This window comes from Dactylosporangium sp. NPDC000244, assembly GCF_040300725.1.
Lineage (GTDB): Bacteria > Actinomycetota > Actinomycetes > Mycobacteriales > Micromonosporaceae > Dactylosporangium.
The window spans coordinates 32,106-47,935 of the sequence record NZ_JBEPEH010000052.1; the positions used below are offsets into that span (position 1 = coordinate 32,106).

10 protein-coding genes are annotated in these 15,830 nt (G+C 73.2%); 4 read left to right on the forward strand and 6 right to left on the reverse strand.

What is annotated here, in order from left to right; all coding sequences use genetic code 11:
• Positions 1 to 30 precede the first annotated feature (30 nt).
• Positions 31 to 4,200 carry a hypothetical protein gene (locus ABT369_RS49725; RefSeq protein ID WP_350624257.1) on the reverse strand — a complete coding sequence of 1,390 codons (4,170 nt, stop codon included), beginning with the start codon at positions 4,198 to 4,200 and terminating at the stop codon, positions 31 to 33.
• Positions 4,201 to 4,421: 221 nt separating this feature from the next.
• On the opposite strand from ABT369_RS49725, the gene ABT369_RS49730 reads away from it, so the two are divergent.
• Positions 4,422 to 4,868, forward strand: coding sequence for a PH domain-containing protein (locus ABT369_RS49730; RefSeq protein ID WP_350624259.1), 447 nt, complete (start codon positions 4,422 to 4,424; stop codon positions 4,866 to 4,868).
• Here the strand turns inward: ABT369_RS49730 and ABT369_RS49735 are convergent.
• The gene (locus ABT369_RS49735) at positions 4,862 to 5,779 is read right to left on the reverse strand and encodes a 2-hydroxyacid dehydrogenase (RefSeq protein WP_350624333.1); all 918 of its coding nucleotides are present in this window, start codon (positions 5,777 to 5,779) and stop codon (positions 4,862 to 4,864) included. The genes ABT369_RS49730 and ABT369_RS49735 overlap by 7 nt on opposite strands.
• A 128-nt stretch (positions 5,780 to 5,907) precedes the next feature.
• Between ABT369_RS49735 and ABT369_RS49740 the strand changes: the two genes are divergently transcribed.
• Positions 5,908 to 7,095: a PQQ-dependent sugar dehydrogenase gene (locus tag ABT369_RS49740; protein ID WP_350624261.1), complete on the forward strand. Its 1,188-nt coding sequence runs from the start codon at positions 5,908 to 5,910 to the stop codon at positions 7,093 to 7,095.
• Complete coding sequence (locus ABT369_RS49745) at positions 7,092 to 8,786, forward strand: metallophosphoesterase family protein (RefSeq protein WP_350624263.1); 1,695 nt, start codon at positions 7,092 to 7,094, stop codon at positions 8,784 to 8,786. Before ABT369_RS49740 ends, ABT369_RS49745 begins: the two co-directional genes overlap by 4 nt.
• Positions 8,787 to 9,427: 641 nt before the next feature.
• Here the strand turns inward: ABT369_RS49745 and gatB are convergent.
• Positions 9,428 to 10,921, reverse strand: a complete 1,494-nt coding sequence (gene gatB, locus ABT369_RS49750; protein ID WP_350624265.1) for an Asp-tRNA(Asn)/Glu-tRNA(Gln) amidotransferase subunit GatB — start codon at positions 10,919 to 10,921, stop codon at positions 9,428 to 9,430.
• Positions 10,922 to 10,997: 76 nt separating this feature from the next.
• On the opposite strand from gatB, the gene ABT369_RS49755 reads away from it, so the two are divergent.
• Positions 10,998 to 11,174, forward strand: coding sequence for a DUF4236 domain-containing protein (locus ABT369_RS49755; protein WP_350624267.1), 177 nt, complete (start codon positions 10,998 to 11,000; stop codon positions 11,172 to 11,174).
• A gap of 11 nt (positions 11,175 to 11,185) precedes the next feature.
• Here the strand turns inward: ABT369_RS49755 and gatA are convergent, their stop codons facing one another.
• The 3 genes from gatA to ABT369_RS49770 all read right to left on the reverse strand — a co-directional run bounded on the left by gatA (position 11,186) and on the right by ABT369_RS49770 (position 15,105).
• On the reverse strand, positions 11,186 to 12,661 hold the full coding sequence (gene gatA, locus ABT369_RS49760) for an Asp-tRNA(Asn)/Glu-tRNA(Gln) amidotransferase subunit GatA (protein ID WP_350624269.1): 1,476 nt from the start codon (positions 12,659 to 12,661) through the stop codon (positions 11,186 to 11,188).
• A gap of 3 nt (positions 12,662 to 12,664) precedes the next feature.
• On the reverse strand, positions 12,665 to 12,964 hold the full coding sequence (gene gatC / locus ABT369_RS49765) for an Asp-tRNA(Asn)/Glu-tRNA(Gln) amidotransferase subunit GatC (RefSeq protein ID WP_350624271.1): 300 nt from the start codon (positions 12,962 to 12,964) through the stop codon (positions 12,665 to 12,667).
• A gap of 68 nt (positions 12,965 to 13,032) precedes the next feature.
• Positions 13,033 to 15,105: a putative bifunctional diguanylate cyclase/phosphodiesterase gene (locus ABT369_RS49770; RefSeq protein WP_350624273.1), complete on the reverse strand. Its 2,073-nt coding sequence runs from the start codon at positions 15,103 to 15,105 to the stop codon at positions 13,033 to 13,035.
• Positions 15,106 to 15,830: the final 725 nt, after the last annotated feature.

Below are 15,830 nucleotides of genomic sequence, written 5' to 3' on the forward strand. Positions count from 1 at the left end.
CGCGGCGCGCCCCCTCGTTCGGCTCTTCGATCACTTCCGGCGCAGGAACCTGCGAGTCTTCTCCTTCGGCTCCTCGTCGAGGTTGAGCTCGAGCGGGGCGAGGTCCTCGAACGCGGAGAGCTGCTGCTGCTCGCGCTTGCGCTGCTCCGGGATGCGCTCGCCGCCGCCCCAGCCCTCGTTGCCGGGCTCTTCGCTCCTGGGCGCGGCGCGCTCCCAGCCCTCGTTGCGCGGCTCCTCGTTCCTGGGCGCCGCGGGTTCCCAGCGCTCGCCCGGCTCGGAGGCCCAGGCGCCGGCGGTCTCCTCCGGGCTGTTGCGCTCTTTCTTGTCCTTGTCCTTGTTGCGCCCCCAGCGGGACTTCTTGGCCTTCTCGGGACTGCCGTCACCGCCGTCGGCGACGGGCGGCGGCACGGGCGCCTGCGCGGGCCCGTCCCACCAGGCCTCTTCACCGGCACGCCCCGCGGGCGCGTGGTTGTCGACCGGCGGCGGCGCGGGCCGCTGCGGCCGGGACTCCCACGCATCGGTGGTACGCCCGTTCCGGCCCGGCCACGCCTGAGTGGCCGGCTCGTCGCGGCTCGGAGCCTGCGCCTCCCACGGCTGGGTGCTCGCCCCTTGCTGGGCGCTCGCTCCTCCCCCGGCCGCGAAGTCGGGCTGGCCCTGGGCTTCCCGGCCCGAGGGGTGGGAAGCCCACGGCTGGCTGTTCCATCCACCGCCGGCCGGGGCGGCGGGCTGGGCCTGCGTGTTCGGGTTCTCGGACCTGGGGTCCCACGCGTCGGCGGCACGGCCGTTCCCAGCTGCGGCCTGGCCCTCCCACGCGTCGGCGGCCCGCCCACTGCCGGCCTGGGCCTCCCACGCGTCGGTGGTACGCCCGTTCCCGGCCGGGGCCGCGTTCGGCTGCCCCATGCCCGGCATCGGGCCCGCATCCGCACCCGGCACGCTGGGCCAGCTCGCGGTCCGCTGCTCCCGCGCGTCGACGTTCTCAACCTCGCCCGGCTGCTGCCGATCCCGCCGCCGAATCGACCGCGACGCGGCATCGGACGACTCCCAGGACCGCCGCAGCTCGAGCGGCTTGGCCACGAGCTCGGGCGAATCGCCCTCGAACAGGCTCCCGGTGAAGGGCGCCCGCTCAGGCCGCCGCCGCGCCTCTCCGGCCGCCGGCTGCTGCTCCCGGCCCGGCTCCGAGTTACGCCAGTCCCCACCGCCCGCCTGAGGCGACGTCCGCCAGTCAACGGACGGCCCGGCCTCCGCCCCGGGCTGCCACTCGACGGACGGCCGGTTCTCCGCTGCGGGCTGCCACTCAACCGAAGGTCGCCCGGACGCGCCGTTCTCCGCCGCCGGCTGCCACTCGACGGACGGCCGCGCACTCGGCCGCACCTCATCGGCACCACGCCCGGCCGCGGGCGCCTCGGCGGACCGCCACTCCACGGACGGCCGCTGCGACGGACCCGCCTCGGACGCGGACCGCCACTCCACGGAGGGCCGCTCGGACGCGGGCTGCCGCTCGCCCGCGGACCGCTCGGACGCGGGCTGCCAGTCGACGGTCGGCCGCTCGGACGCGGGCCGCTCCGCCCCGGACTGCCACTCCGCCGCGGGCCGCTCCGGCGCCGCCAGCCAGTCAACCGACGGCCGCTCGGGCGCGGGCGCGTCCGGCGCGGACCGCCACTCGACCGACGGCCGCTCGGGCGCGGGGGAATCGGGCGTCCGCCAGTCCACCTGAAGGCGCTCGGCTCCCCGCGACTCGGCCGGCGGCGGCGGCCATTCCACGACCGGCCGCTCGTCCGCCCGCCGCGCGTCCTGGGAGTCGCCCGCCCATGGCTCCCGACCCGGCGTACGCCAGTCAGCAACCGGCTCCGGCGCCCGCGTCTCCGCGATCGGCTCGGGTGCCCGGCGCTCCCGCCACGGCTCCTGCACCGGCTCGGGAGCGCGGTTCTCCCGCCACGAATCGGCCACCGGCTCCGGCGTGCGGGTATCGCGCCAGGAAGGCTCGACCACCGGCTCGGGGGCGCGCGAGTCACGCCACGAGTCCGCCACGGGCTCCGGAGCGCGGGAATCACGCCACGAGTCCGCGTTCGGCTCGGGAGCGCGCGAGTCACGCCATGAGTCCGCCACGGGCTCGGGAGCGCGGGTCTCGCGCCACGAGTCCGCGTTCGGCTCGGGGGTGCGGGGGTCGCCGCTCGCGTCGGTGGGGCGCGTCTCGCGCCGCGCGTCCGGGCGGGCCGGCTGGGTGTCGGTGGAGGGGTCGGGCCAGCTGCCCGCCTCGTACGCCGTGGGGAAGTCGTCCTCCGCCTCGCTCGACCAGCGGAAGCGCTCGCCCGGCGCCGGTGTCTCGCCGCCCATCGGGGACCAGGCCCGCCGTGCGGAGGCGCGGGCGTCCGGGTCGGAGGTGTCCTCCGCGGCCCAGGCCGCGATCCGGCTGGCCGAGTCGTTGTCCCAGTTTCCGACGAGTTCGCGGGTCGAGCGGGCCTCCCATGAGCTCTCGGGGTCGTCGTCCCCCTGGGCGGAGGCACCCCCGCGGCCGGAGGCGCCGTCGCGCCCGCGCGAGGAAGCGTCGTCGTCCCCGCGCGAGGAGGCACCCCCGCGGCCGGAGGCGTCGTAGCCGCGGCCGGAGGCGTCGTAGCCGCGGTCGAATCGGGACGTGCCGCCGAGGTCCGCGTCGCGACCCGAGCCGCGGCCGCCGGCACGCGCGGGGGCGGCAAAGTCGGCGTCGCGGCCGAGGTCGCGGTCGTAGCCCGACGCCGCGCCGAAGTCCGAGTCGCGGCCAAGGTCGCGGTCGGCGCGCACGGGGGCACCGTACTCGGCGTCGCGGTCGCGGCGGGACGGGGCTCCGAAATCCGCGTCATGGTCGTGATCGCGGTCGAAGCGGGACGCTGGGCCGAAGTTTGAATCGGCTTGGGAGCGCAACGCGGCCTCCGGGGTAGCGGGGTCAGGTCCGTTGCCATCTGTGGGCGGTTCGGGGGCTGGCTCGGAGCCCGCGATTGTGGCATCCGCATGCTCGCCGCGGGCGGCGGCGCTCTTGGCCAGGCGACTCAGGCGCGCGCGCATGACGCCGTTGCCCGGGCGCCAGGCGGTGGTCGGGGCGGTGGGTTCTCCGGTGCCGCCCAGCACCGTCGGCATGCCCGCCGCGGCGGACGTGCCCGACGGCGAGGACGCCGCGGCGGCGAACGCCGCGTCCGTGGGCGACGCCGTGTCCGAGCGCTCGGCGGACGACGCGCTCGCCTCGCGGGCGAACGTGCGCGGGAGCGACAGGGGCTCCGGCAGCTCGTTGCCCGCCGCGAGGACGAGGAGGCGCTCCATGACGTGCAGGTCGACGCGGTACGGCTCGGCCGCCAGCCAGCGCCCGGCCGCGTCCGCCATCTCGTGGGCGTGCACGAGGTGCAGGTGCTCGCCGGGTGCGACGGAGATCACCAGGTCCTCGGAGACGTCGCCGCGGGAGGGGGCGACCACGAGGTACCCCCGGACGGAACCCCCGACCTTGGCCAGCTGCTCGCGCCAGGTGTGCACCTCCGCGGCGAGGCCGTCGACGTCCTCCGAGCCGGGCACGAACAGGCGGCCGCCGCGCAGCACCTGGCCCGCGGCGTCCATCGTGAAATCGCCGTGCGGCCAGACCGTCGGCAGGAACAGCGCGACGCGGCGGCCGGCGGAGACGAGATGCGTGCAGCCGCCCTCGCCCAGGGCGAAGAAGCGGGAGCTCGGGATGACCTCGAGCTCCTTCAGGCGCGGGAGCGTGTCGTCGGGCTTGCCCCACCAGCGGCGCCCGCTCACGGCCTCGTCGATGGAGGACCGGGACACCCGCCGCGCGTCGAGGAGCAGGGCGGAAAGAAAAGAGCCCGCCAACGGTACGACATAAGCGAGATTGATCCCGATGAAGCCCAGAACACCGGGTAGGTCGAACCAGCTGTCCGGCAGGCGACCGCGCGTGGCCACGCCCCAGGCGACGGCGCCCGCGGCGATGGTCAGGATCGCGAAGAGCGGGAAGCCCCTCAGCGTGAGCACCACCACACCGGCGAGCGCCAGGATCGCCGCGGCACCCCACAGGATGCTCAGCTCCTTGATCCCCCAGCCGGCCACGGCCAGCGCGACCAGGACCGATGCGCCCAGCAGCCCGGCGGCCACGGCTCCGGTCGGGCGCACGGTGACGCGCTTGCTGCGCTTGATGCCCTCGGCCCACGGGGCGGGCGTGTCTCGACGGAACGTGGCGGTCACGATCTGCCCTCCCCCCACGGGCAGCCTCCCGCAAAGCCGGACATATTACCGCGGATCGCCCGACGAGCCCTCCGGCCCGTCGCGATCTCGTCTAACACGGCACCGAGCGTAACCCCGGCCGCCGGTGGCGGCGAAGGGCGGCCGTTCTCATCCCCCACGGCGCTCAGTATGCCCGGCCGGGCGCCCGGAGGCAGTTCCTCGAAAGGTGGGAGGATGGCTGTGTGAGCAACCAGGTCAAGGTCAAGTTCCGGCGCAGCGCAGCCCTCGCCGTGGCGGCGGGCATCACCGTGATCGGCGCCATTCCACTGCTCGCCGAGAGTGTCTGGTTCCTGCTGGTGCTCCTGATTCCCCTCGCCGTCGCCATCTGGGCCTGGCGCGCGGGCACCGACGTCGACGAGCGCGGGTTCACGGTGCGCGCCCTGCTCGGCCGCCGCACGGTCCCGTGGAACGCCGTGGACGGCCTCGTCATCGACGGCGGGCGGGTGCAGGCGCGCCTGGCCAACGGCCACCTGGTGCTGCTGGACGCCGTGCGCGCCGCGGACGTACCGCGCCTGATCAAGGCCGGCGGACAGCCGCTCGGGGCCGACCGCCCCGCCGGCGAGGACGACTCGGACGCGTCCGACGACGGCGAGAGCGCTCCGCAGCCGGCCGGCCAGCGCGCTCAGTAGCCGTCGGTCACCACGTTGTCCAGGGGCTCGTCCGCGAGGAAGCGGCGCAGCTGGGACGCGGCGAGGGTGTAGCCGCGGCGCCACAGGCCCGGCACCGAGCCGGCGACGTGAGGCGTGATGAAGACGTTAGGAAGGCGCCACAGCTCGTGGTCGGGCGGTAGCGGCTCGGGGTCGGTGACGTCCGTGGCGAAGGCGATGCGGCCGGTTCGCGCGGTCGCGGTCACGGCCTCGGTGTCGACCACCGGGCCGCGGGCGGCGTTGACGAGCAGGGCGCCGTCGCGCATGTGCGACAGGAACCCGGCCGAGACGAGGCCGCGGGTCTCGGGAGTGAGCGGTACCAGCAGCACGACCACATCGGCGTCGGGCAGCAGCCACGGCAGCTCCTCGACGCCGTGCACGCCCTCGCGCGGGCGCCGCGCGACGCGGGTCACCTCGACGTCGAACGGGGCCAGGCGCGCCTCGGTCGCGCGGCCGATCGAGCCGGAGCCGACGATGAGCACGCGCTTGCCGGCCAGTTCGTCCGTGCGGCGGTACGCCCACTCCCCCCGCTCCTGCGCCCGCGCGAACGACGGGAACTCGCGCACGCAGGCCAGGACGGCCCCGACGACCCATTCGGCCGTCGAGGAGTCGTGCACGCCCCGGGCATCGCAGAGGGCCACACCGTCCGGGACCCGGCCCGCCCACGCGTCCGCGCCCGCGCTCAACAGCTGAATGACCCGCAGCTTCGGCATCTCGCGGGTGAGCGCGGTGACCTCGGGCTTGGCCAGGAACGGGGGCACCCAGAAGGCCACGTCGTCCGGGTCCGACGGCAGCTCTCCCGGCGCCGGCATGACCTCGACGACCGCCTCCTGCCGCGCGTTCGCGGCGCGGAGGAGCTCCGAGCCGCACTCGTGGGCGACCCAGATCTTCACCATGCGGTCGATGATGCAGGTCCCCGCGGCCCGGGCAAAACGACGCGCGCGTGATAAGAGCAAGACGCGCGGGGTGGGAACGACGGCGGAAAACGTCGCTCCCGAGCGGCAACGCTACGCTTGGCCGGGTGAACGCCCGGACGCACCGTTCTGCCCGCCGGCCCGCTGGTCGGAGCCTCGCCGTGCTCTGCGCGGCCGCGGCGGCCCTTGCCCTCGCGGGCTGCTCGTTCGGGCCACCGCCGCCGGACGAGCTGGGGTCGCCGCCGAAGCTGTCGCCGTACCCGTCGCCGTCGAGCTCCGGCAGCAGCGACGAGGGCGGGGCCGAGGTCTCGGTCACCGTGCTGGCCAAGGGGCTCGCGGTGCCGTGGGGCATCGCGTTCCTGCCGGACGGCTCCGGGCTGGTCACCGAGCGTGACAGCAAGCGGCTGCTCAAGGTCGGCACGGCGACCACGTCCGACGGCATGCTCGTGGCGGAGCTGCAGAAGATCGACGCCGCGGTGCCGGGCGGCGAGGGCGGACTGCTCGGAATCGCGGTTTCGCCGCAGTACGACACGGATAACACGGTGTTTGTGTACTACACCACCCAGGACGACAACCGCGTCGCCAAGCTGACCCTCGGGCAGGCGCCGGTGCCGATCCTGACCGGCATCCCCAAGGCGGGCATCCACAACGGCGGCCAGCTGCGCTTCGGGCCGGACGGATTCCTCTACGTGGCCACCGGCGACGGGAACAAGCCCGAGAGCGCCCAGGACCTCAACAGCCTCGGCGGCAAGATCCTGCGCATCCAGCCGGACGGGAAGCCGGCGCCCGGTAACCCGTTCGGAACCGCCGTGTACAGCTACGGACATCGCAACGTGCAAGGGTTCGCGTGGGACAAGAACCAGCGCATGTACGCGATGGAGTACGGGGCCAGCGATGCCGACGAGCTCAACGTGATCGAGGCGGGCAAGAACTACGGGTGGCCGACGGTCGAGGGCCGCGGCACCGACCCGAAGTTCACCAACCCGATCATGACATGGAAGACCGCCGACGCCTCGTGCTCGGGGCTGGCCTACCTGAGCGGCTACCTGGTGACCTCGTGCCTGAAAGGCCAGCGGATGTACGTCATGCAGGTCACCGAGGCCGGCACGCTCCTGGGCGCGCCGGTGCCGCTGCTGCAGGACAAGTACGGTCGCCTCCGCGCGGCCGCGGTCGCGCCCGACGGCAGCCTGTGGATCTCCACGTCCAACAAGGACGGCCGCGGCACGCCGAAGCCGGATGACGACATGCTCCTGCGCCTGGTGATCAGCGACGTCGGCGAGGCCGGCAAGAGTTGAGCTCCCCGTTCAGCCGTCGCGCCGCGCTGGCCGCCCAACGGGCCCGGCGCCGCGCGACCATCATGGCCGCCGGTCGCCGGAGGCACCCGGCCGGGCCCGGGAGCGGCCGCGCCCGGGCGCCGAGGCACAAACGCCTGCGGCGGATCGGCCACGGGCTGCTCGTGGGCGCCGTCGCGGTCATCGGGATGATCATCGGCGTCGAGCTCGGCGGGACCACGACGCAGGACATCGGGCCCTTCCGCGCGCAGCTCTCGCTTGTCCCGTCCTGGCACGGCGACACCTCGGTGGAGATCCCGCCGCTGGGCTCGCTGGAGCTGAACAGCCACGACGGCCCCGTGCACCTGCGCATCCGGCTGGAGTCGCTGGACGAGGCGCGCACCCGCGCGTTCGCGGCGAAGACCGGCAATCTCGAGCAGATCAGCCACGACGCGGTGGACCAGCTCAGCCTCGGCGTGCGGCGGCTGGCGCTGCAGACGGCGGGCAGCGGCCTGCTCGGCGCGATGATCCTGGTCGCGCTGGTGTTCCGGGCGCGCCGCGCGACGGCGGCCGGGGGCCTCGTGGTGATCGGGGTGCTGGCCTCGACCGGGGCCGCGACGCTGCTCACGTTCAATCCCGCGGCGATCCAGGAGCCGACGTACCGCGGCCTGCTCGTCAACGCCCCGGCCATCATCGGCGACGCGAAGCGGATCACCGACCGGTACGAGGAGTACCGCTCGCAGCTGCAGAAGCTGGTGCTCAACGTCAGCAAGCTCTACGGCACGATCTCGGCGCTGCCGGTGTACGAGCCGGACAAGAGCACCACCAAGGTCCTGCACATCTCCGACATGCACCTCAACCCGGCGGCCTGGGGCGTCGTGCGCTCGGTCGCGGACCAGTTCGACATCGACATCATCGTCGACACGGGCGACATCAACGACTGGGGCAGCGAGCCCGAGGCGTCCTACGTCAACGTCATCGGCGATCTGAAGGTCCCGTACCTCTACATCCGCGGCAACCACGACTCGGCCGTCACCGCCGCCGCGGTCGCACGCCAGCCCAACGCCACGGTGCTCGACGACACGATCGTCAGCGTGAAGGGCCTCACCTTCGCCGGCATCGGCGATCCGCGGTTCACGCCGGACAAGTCGACGGACGAGTCGAACGACGAGCAGCACAAACAGGTCGTGACCTCGGGCGACATCCTGGCGGAGAAGATCCGTTCCAGCACCAAGCCGGTCGACGTCGCGATGGTGCACGACCCGGTGGCGGCCCAGGAGCTCGCCGGGCTGTGCCCGCTGGTGCTGGCCGGACACAAGCACGAGCGCTCGATCGCGCGCCTCAACCCGAACCCGGGCGCGGCCGCGCAGGTGGCGGTGCCGGCTCCCGAGACGTCGCCCTCGGCCTCGGCGTCCGCGGCCGTGCGGGCACTGCAGGAGCGCACCCTGCTCATGGTGGAGGGCTCGACGGGCGGGGCGGGGCTGCGCGGGCTGGAGAGCTCGAAGCCCTTGCCACTCGCGCTTTCCATCCTGTACTTCGACAAAGACCGTCACCTCTCCGCCTACGACGACATCCAGGTCGGGGGCACCGGGTTGACCGAGGTGGCGCTGCAGCGGCACATCGTGCAGCCGGACACGAAGGCGGCTCCGACGCCGGCACCCTCGGCATCGGCGTCGTCCTCGTCGCCGGCTCCGTCGCCGAGTCCTACGCCGTAGGGATCGTTTGGACGCGAAAAGTCGGGCGCTCCGCGCCGCGACTTTTCGGATTTTTCGCCTGTCGGGTTGTAAATACGGTTTGGGGGGGATTCGGCGGCCGGCTCATGGCGCTCGGGGGCGTTGACGGGGTGCGCGAGGCGGAACCGGCGGTTCGACTGGGCGAGTCGGAGCCGAGCGCGCGGGAGCGGTCTGCACGGGAGGGTGAGGTGCGCGAGTCGGAGACGGGCGCGCGGGAGCGGCTTTGCGAGGCGACGGGGTGCGACAGCCGATGGCGGAGAGCTTCGGCCCGGCAGCCCGCGCTCGGGAGCGGCTTGTACGAGAGGGCGACGTGCGCGAGTCGGAGCCGGGAGCGACTTCACGAGATGCCGAGGTGGGAGAGCCGGAAGCGGGCGCGGAAGCGAGCCGGACAACGGTCCAGGGACGAGAGGCGCGCCCGGGAGCGGCTTGAGCGAGAGCGCGAGGCGCTGGGAGGCTCCGGGCGGCTGGGAGGCGCGGCAGGAGTGACGGCGGCTTTTTGTTCTTGGCGCCGCGGACCTGGCTGGGCGGTCCCTTCCGGCCGAAGGCCCTCCGGGACCGCCCATTGTCTGGCGGGAGCAACGGTCCGCAAGTGACGCGGACCCGAGCAAGGATGAAACGAGACGTCAGGACAGCCGGGCGATGATCAGCTCGCGCACGGTCTTCGCGTCCGCCTTGCCGCCCGTGGCCTTCATGACCGCGCCGACCAGGGCGCCCGCGGCCGCCACCTTGCCCTCGCGGACCTTCGTGGCGACGTCCGGGTTGGCGGCGATCGCCTCGTCGACGGCCTTGGTCAGGGCGCCCTCGTCCGAGACGACCTCCAGGCCGCGCGCGGTCACGACCTCGGAGGGCGTGCCCTCGCCGGCGATGACGCCCTCGAGGACGACGCGGGCGAGCTTGTCGTTGATCTTGCTGCTGTCGACCAGGGACTGCAGCTCGGCCACCGCGGCGGGGGTCACGCCCAGGGCGTCGAGCTCGGTCTCGGTCTCGTTGGCGCGGCGGGCGAGCTCGCCGAGCCACCACTTGCGCGCGGACGCGGCCGACGCGCCCGACTCCACCGTCGCGGCGATGAGCTCGACGGCGCCGGCGTTGATCACCGACTGCATGTCGAGGTCGCTGAAGCCCCACTCGGACTGCAGGCGCTCGCGGCGCACGCGCGGGAGCTCGGGCAGGGCCGCGCGCAGCTCCTCGATCCACTCGGCGGACGGGGCGAGCGGGACGAGGTCGGGCTCCGGGAAGTACCGGTAGTCCGTCGCCGTCTCCTTGCTGCGGCCCGAGGTCGTGTCGCCGGTCTCCTCGTGGAAGTGGCGCGTCTCCTGGGTGATCGTGCCGCCGTCGGTGAGCACGCCCGCCTGGCGAATGATCTCGGAGCGCACGGCGCGCTCGACGCTGCGCAGGGAGTTGACGTTCTTCGTCTCCGTGCGGGTGCCCCACTCCGCGCCCGGGCGGTTGAGCGAGGTGTTCACGTCGCAGCGCATCGAGCCCTGCTCCATGCGCACGTCGGACACGCCGAGGGTGCGGACGACGTCGCGCAGCTCGGCGACGTACGCCTTGGCGATCTCCGGCGCGCGGGCGCCCGTGCCCGGGACCGGCTTGGTCACGATCTCGACCAGCGGGATGCCGGCGCGGTTGTAGTCCACGAGGGACTCCGTCGCGCCGTGGATGCGCCCGGTCGCGCCGCCGACGTGCAGCGTCTTGCCCGTGTCCTCCTCGAGGTGCACGCGCTCGATGCCGATGCGCACCATCTCGCCGTCCACCTCGACGTCGAGGTAGCCCTCGACGCACAGCGGCTCGTCGTACTGGCTGATCTGGAAGTTCTTCGGCATGTCGGGGTAGAAGTAGTTCTTGCGCGCGAAGCGGCCCCACGGCGCGATCGAGCAGTTCAGCGCGAGACCGATGCGGATCGTGGCCTCGATCGCGGCGCGGTTGGCGACCGGCAGGGCGCCGGGCAGGCCGAGGCAGACCGGGCAGACCTGCGTGTTGGGCTCGGCGCCGAACACAGTCGGGCAGCCGCAGAACATCTTGGTGTTGGTGCCGAGTTCGACGTGCGTCTCCAGGCCGATGACCGGCTCGAACGCGGCCACCGCCTCCTCGTACGACAAGTGCGTCACGGTGCTCATGAAGTGCCTGCTTTCAGCCTTGGTGTATCAACGCACGACATTGGGTATCCCTCGCATACCTGGAGGGAGCGACGTCATGCCGGTGCAGTTTCGGAAGAGCAAGAAGATCGGCCCGTTCATTTTCCACTTCACGCAGGACGGTTTCTCCTCGTGGAGTTTCAAGCTGGGCCCCTGGTCGTGGAACTCGCGCAGCAAGAAGAACCGCGTGGACCTGCCCGGCCCGTTCTCCTGGCGCCAGGGCAGCCGGGGCTGATCCGGCCGCTGTCACAACGCCGGCGGGATGAGTGGCGGCAGCGCTGACTCCAGCGCGGCCGCCACTCGGTACATCCGGTCGTCGGCCATCGTCGGGGCCATGATCTGCAGCCCGACCGGCAGCCCCTCGCTCGTGCCGGCCGGCACCGAGATGGCCGGCCCGCCGTAGAGGTTCGACGGGATCGTGTAGAGGTCCGCCAGGTACATCTGGTACGGGTCCGAGGTGCGCGAGCCCAGCGGGAACGCCACGAACGGCGTGGTCGGCGCGACGAGCACGTCGGCGACCTCGAACGCGGCGGTGAAGTCGCGGGTGATCAGCGTCCGCACCTTCTGGGCCTGGCCGTAGTACGCGTCGTAGTACCCGGCCGACAGCGCGTAGGTGCCGAGGATGATGCGCCGCTTGACCTCCGGGCCGAAGCCCGCGTCGCGCGTGAGCGACATGACCTCTTCCAGCGAGTGCTTGCCGTCGTCGCCGGTGCGCAGGCCGTAGCGCACGCCGTCGAAGCGCGCGAGGTTGGACGAGCACTCGCTCGGCGCGATCAGGTAGTAGGCCGGCAGCGCGAACTTGAAGCTCGGGCACGACACCTCGACGATCTCCGCGCCCAGCTTCACCAGGGCGTCGATCGACTCGCGGTACGCCGCGGCGACCCCGGGCTCGGCGCCCTCGCCCGCGAACTCCTTCACCAGGCCCAGGCGCACGCCGCTCAGGTCGCCCGTCGCGCCCAGGCGCGCCGCCGCCACGACGTCCGGCACCGGCTGCGGGATCGAGGTCGAGTCGCGGGGGTCGTGGCCGCCGATGACGGCGTGCAGCAGCGCCGCGTCCTCGACGGTCCGCGCGCAGGGGCCGGGTGTGTCGAGGGACGAGGAGAAGGCGATCAGTCCGTACCGCGACGTGCCTCCGTAGGTCGGCTTCGCGCCCACGGTGCCGGTGACGGCGGCCGGCTGGCGGATCGAGCCGCCCGTGTCGGTGCCGATGGCCAGCGGCGCCTCGTATGCGGCCACCGCCGCCGCGGAGCCACCGCCGGAGCCGCCCGGGATCCGCGTGGTGTCCCAGGGGTTGTACGTCGGGCCGTAGGCGGAGTACTCCGTCGAGGAGCCCATCGCGAACTCGTCCATGTTGGTCTTGCCGACCATCACGAGCCCGGCCTCGCGCAGGCGCGTCATGATCGTCGCGTCGTACGGCGGGCGCCAGCCCTCGAGGATCTTCGAGCCCGCGGTCGTGGGCACGCCGCGCGTGGTGATGACGTCCTTGACGCCGATCGGCACGCCGTCGAGCGGGCCCAGCGCGGCACCCTGGGCGCGGCGCTCGTCGGTGGCGCGGGCGGCCTCGAGCGCGCCCTCGCGGTCGACGTAGAGGAACGCGTGGACCTTGTCCTCGACGGCCTCGATGCGGTCCAGGTGCGCGGTCGCGACCTCGACGGCCGAGACCTCCTTGGCGTCCAGGCGGCGGCCCAGCTCGGCCGCGGACAGCTTGGTCAGGTCACTCACGGCTCAGGCCTCCTCGTCCAGGATCCGCGGGACGCGGAAGCGGTTCTGCTCGGCGTCGGGCGCGCCGGCCAGCGCGTCCTCGCGCGCCAGGCCGGGGACGACGACGTCGTCGCGGTACACGTTCGTGAGCGGCACCGAGTGCGAGGTCGGCGGCACGTCGACGGCGGCGACCTCACCCACCTGGGCGACGGCCTGCAGGATCACGTCGAGCTGCCCGGCGAAGGTCTCGAGTTCTTCATCGGTGACGGCAAGCCGCGCGAGGCGCGCGAGATGCGCCACCTCCTCGCGGGAAATCGTGGCCATCGGCGCGCTTCTCCTTCAGATCGTCGGCTCGGGACGCAGCGTGACATGCGCGCGTCAACCCGACGAGTCTATTTCGTGGTGATGACGGGGCGTGCGGCAGTCTTGGACAGCCAGTCGAGCAGGCGATCCGGAGGCATCGGACGGGCGAAGTACCAGCCCTGGGCGACGTCGCAGCCGGCCTCCACCAGCATCCGCCAGGTGCGCTCGTCCTCGACGCCCTCCGCGACGACGCGCAGGCCGAGCGCCCTGGCCAGATCGATCATGGAGCGCACGATCGCGGCGTCGTCGGGATCGGTGGCCACGCCGAGCACGAACGAGCGGTCGATCTTGACCTCGGCCAGCGGCAGGCGGCGCAGGTGGAGCATCGAGGAGTACCCGGTGCCGAAGTCGTCCAGCGCGATCGCGACCCCGAGCTTCTTGAGCCGCGCGAGCGTGGTCAGCACCCGGCGCGGGTCGGCCATCAGCGCGCTCTCGGTGATCTCCAGCTCCAGCCGCGACGGGTCGACCGACATCTGGGCCAGCCGCGCCGCGATCCGGTCCGCGATCTCGCCGGTGTGCAGGTCGCGCACGCTGACGTTCACCGCGACGCGCAGGCCCTCGGCCGCGGGCGCGCTGTCGCGCCAGGCCGCGAGCCGCTCGATCGCCTCGTCGATGACCCGCAGCGTCAGCAGCCGCATCACCGGGCTGTGCTCGGCGACGCGGATCAGCTCCTCCGGGTCGATCGGGCCGCGCTGCGGGTGGCGCCAGCGCAGCAGGGCCTCGACGCCGACGACCGTGCCGGTCGCGAGCTCGACCTGCGGCTGGTAGTACAGCTCGATGCCGCCCTCCGGCCCCGACTCGAGCGCCTTGCGCAGGTCCGCGAGCAGGCTGAGCCGCTCCGGGGTGTTGTGGTCGGACTCGGGCGCGTAGACGGCGAGGTTGTCGCCGCGGCCCTTGGCGTCGTACATCGCGACGTCGGCGTGCCGCATGAGCTCGGCGAAGTCGGCGCCGTGCTCCGGGTACACGGCCACGCCGACCGACGCGCCCACGTCGATCGGCAGCCCGTCCAACAGCACCGGCTCGCCGAGCGCGGACATGATCTCCGCGGCGCACCGGCGCGCGTCGGCGACGTCGCGCAGATGCGGCACCACGACCGCGAACTCGTCGCCGCCGAGCCGCCCGACCAGGTTGTCGGCCCCGGACGCGCGCGCGGCCGCGGTGAGCCGCTCGCCGACCTCGACCAGCAGCCGATCCCCGACCCGGTGCCCGAGCGCGTCGTTGACCTGCTTGAACGCGTCGAGGTCGAGCAGCAGCAGCGCGAGGCGCCGCTCGGCCGCCCCGCCCTCGGCCCGCTCGGCATGCTCCTGCAGCCGGGCCGCGACCTCGCGCTCCAGGCCCTTGCGGTTCGCCAGTCCGGTCAGCGGGTCGAGGCGCCCGGCCTGCGCCCGCTGGGCCGCCAGCTTCGTCATGCGCCGAACGGCGAAGAGCGACAACAGCGCCAGCGGTACCAGCAGCGCGTCGACGTGCGCGGCCGCGACCAGCCCCGGGGCGGACAGCAGCAGCGCCCCGTTCGGCAGCGCGTCGTGGCGGACCGCCCGCGAGAACACGACCCACCAACGGCCCCCGAAGCGCAGCCACAGCGCCGTGGAGACGAGCAAATTGTTCACGACGAACCAGGTCACGGCCGCGGCGATCACCCAGCCGATCCCGCCGGCGTCCAGCAGGTCATGGGCGTCGCCGCGCGCGCCCTGGGGCAGCAGCATCCCGGCGGCCAGGAACGACAGCACGTACTGCGCGGCGTTGAACGCGGCCCGCCAGAACGTGTGCTTGAGCCACACCGCGGCGACCAGGACGGCGACGAGCTGGACGGCGACGGCGGGGCCACAGCCGTACGCGATCAGCATGGCGAACGTGAAGCACACCGACGGGAAGGTCTGGATGTTCTCGTCGCGCAAGCCCTGCACGAACGGCGGCGTGTCGGCGATGACCGCGAGCGCGGCGAACACCCAGAACGCGGTCTCGAGCCGGATCCCCTCCCGCAGCTCGTGCGCGAAGCTGCCCACGAGCAGCAGCGCCGCGAGCGCGACGACGACCGCGACGTACGCGAAGAACCGATGACGATGCCGAGGCGGCGCGACGTTGCGCAGCGCGCTCTGCTCCATCCGTTCCCCCCGCTCCCGCGCTAGGCCGGCCGTACCGATTCGGACGCCTTGCGAGCCTGCACCCTCCCCGAGGGAAATTTCCGGAAAGGATGCCGAATCGATGCAGAACGGGACCCGCATTCAACCGACCGGGCGATACCCACATAGACAGATCAGCTTGAATATGCGTACCGAGTAACCGCCGCCAAACTTTCCGTGACGATTCCACATTGACTACGATCGCCTTGGGTGGACATTACGGATTCGGCTTGGGGTGATTACGCTCCGACGCTTTCTTTCGACCCACTCCGGACTCGCAACGTCCGCGCGCGACCGGTCGCACCCGTCGCCTGCTGGAGCCGGCCGGCACCGAGCGCAACAAGCCGCGCGTGCGCGGCATAGGAAGCCTCCGCCCTCCGCCTCGGCGCCCAGCCCCCTCCCCGCGCGCGACGCCCTCTGGAGGCCAGCCGACGCCGAACGCAACGAGCCGCGTGCACGGCGCAGGAAGCCACCGCTCTCCGCCTCAGCCGCAGTGCCCAGCCTCCCCGCGCGTGTTCGGCCGCACCTATCGCCTGCGCGACGCCCGCTGGAGCCAGCCGACGCCGAACGCGACAAGCCGCGCCCGCGCGGGCACAGGAAGCCGCCGCCCTCCGCCTCAGCCGCAGCGCCCGCCTGAGCCGGCCAACGCCGAACCCACGCGCCACGCCGACCCGGGCATGAGAAGCCGCCGCCACCCTCTCCCCGCC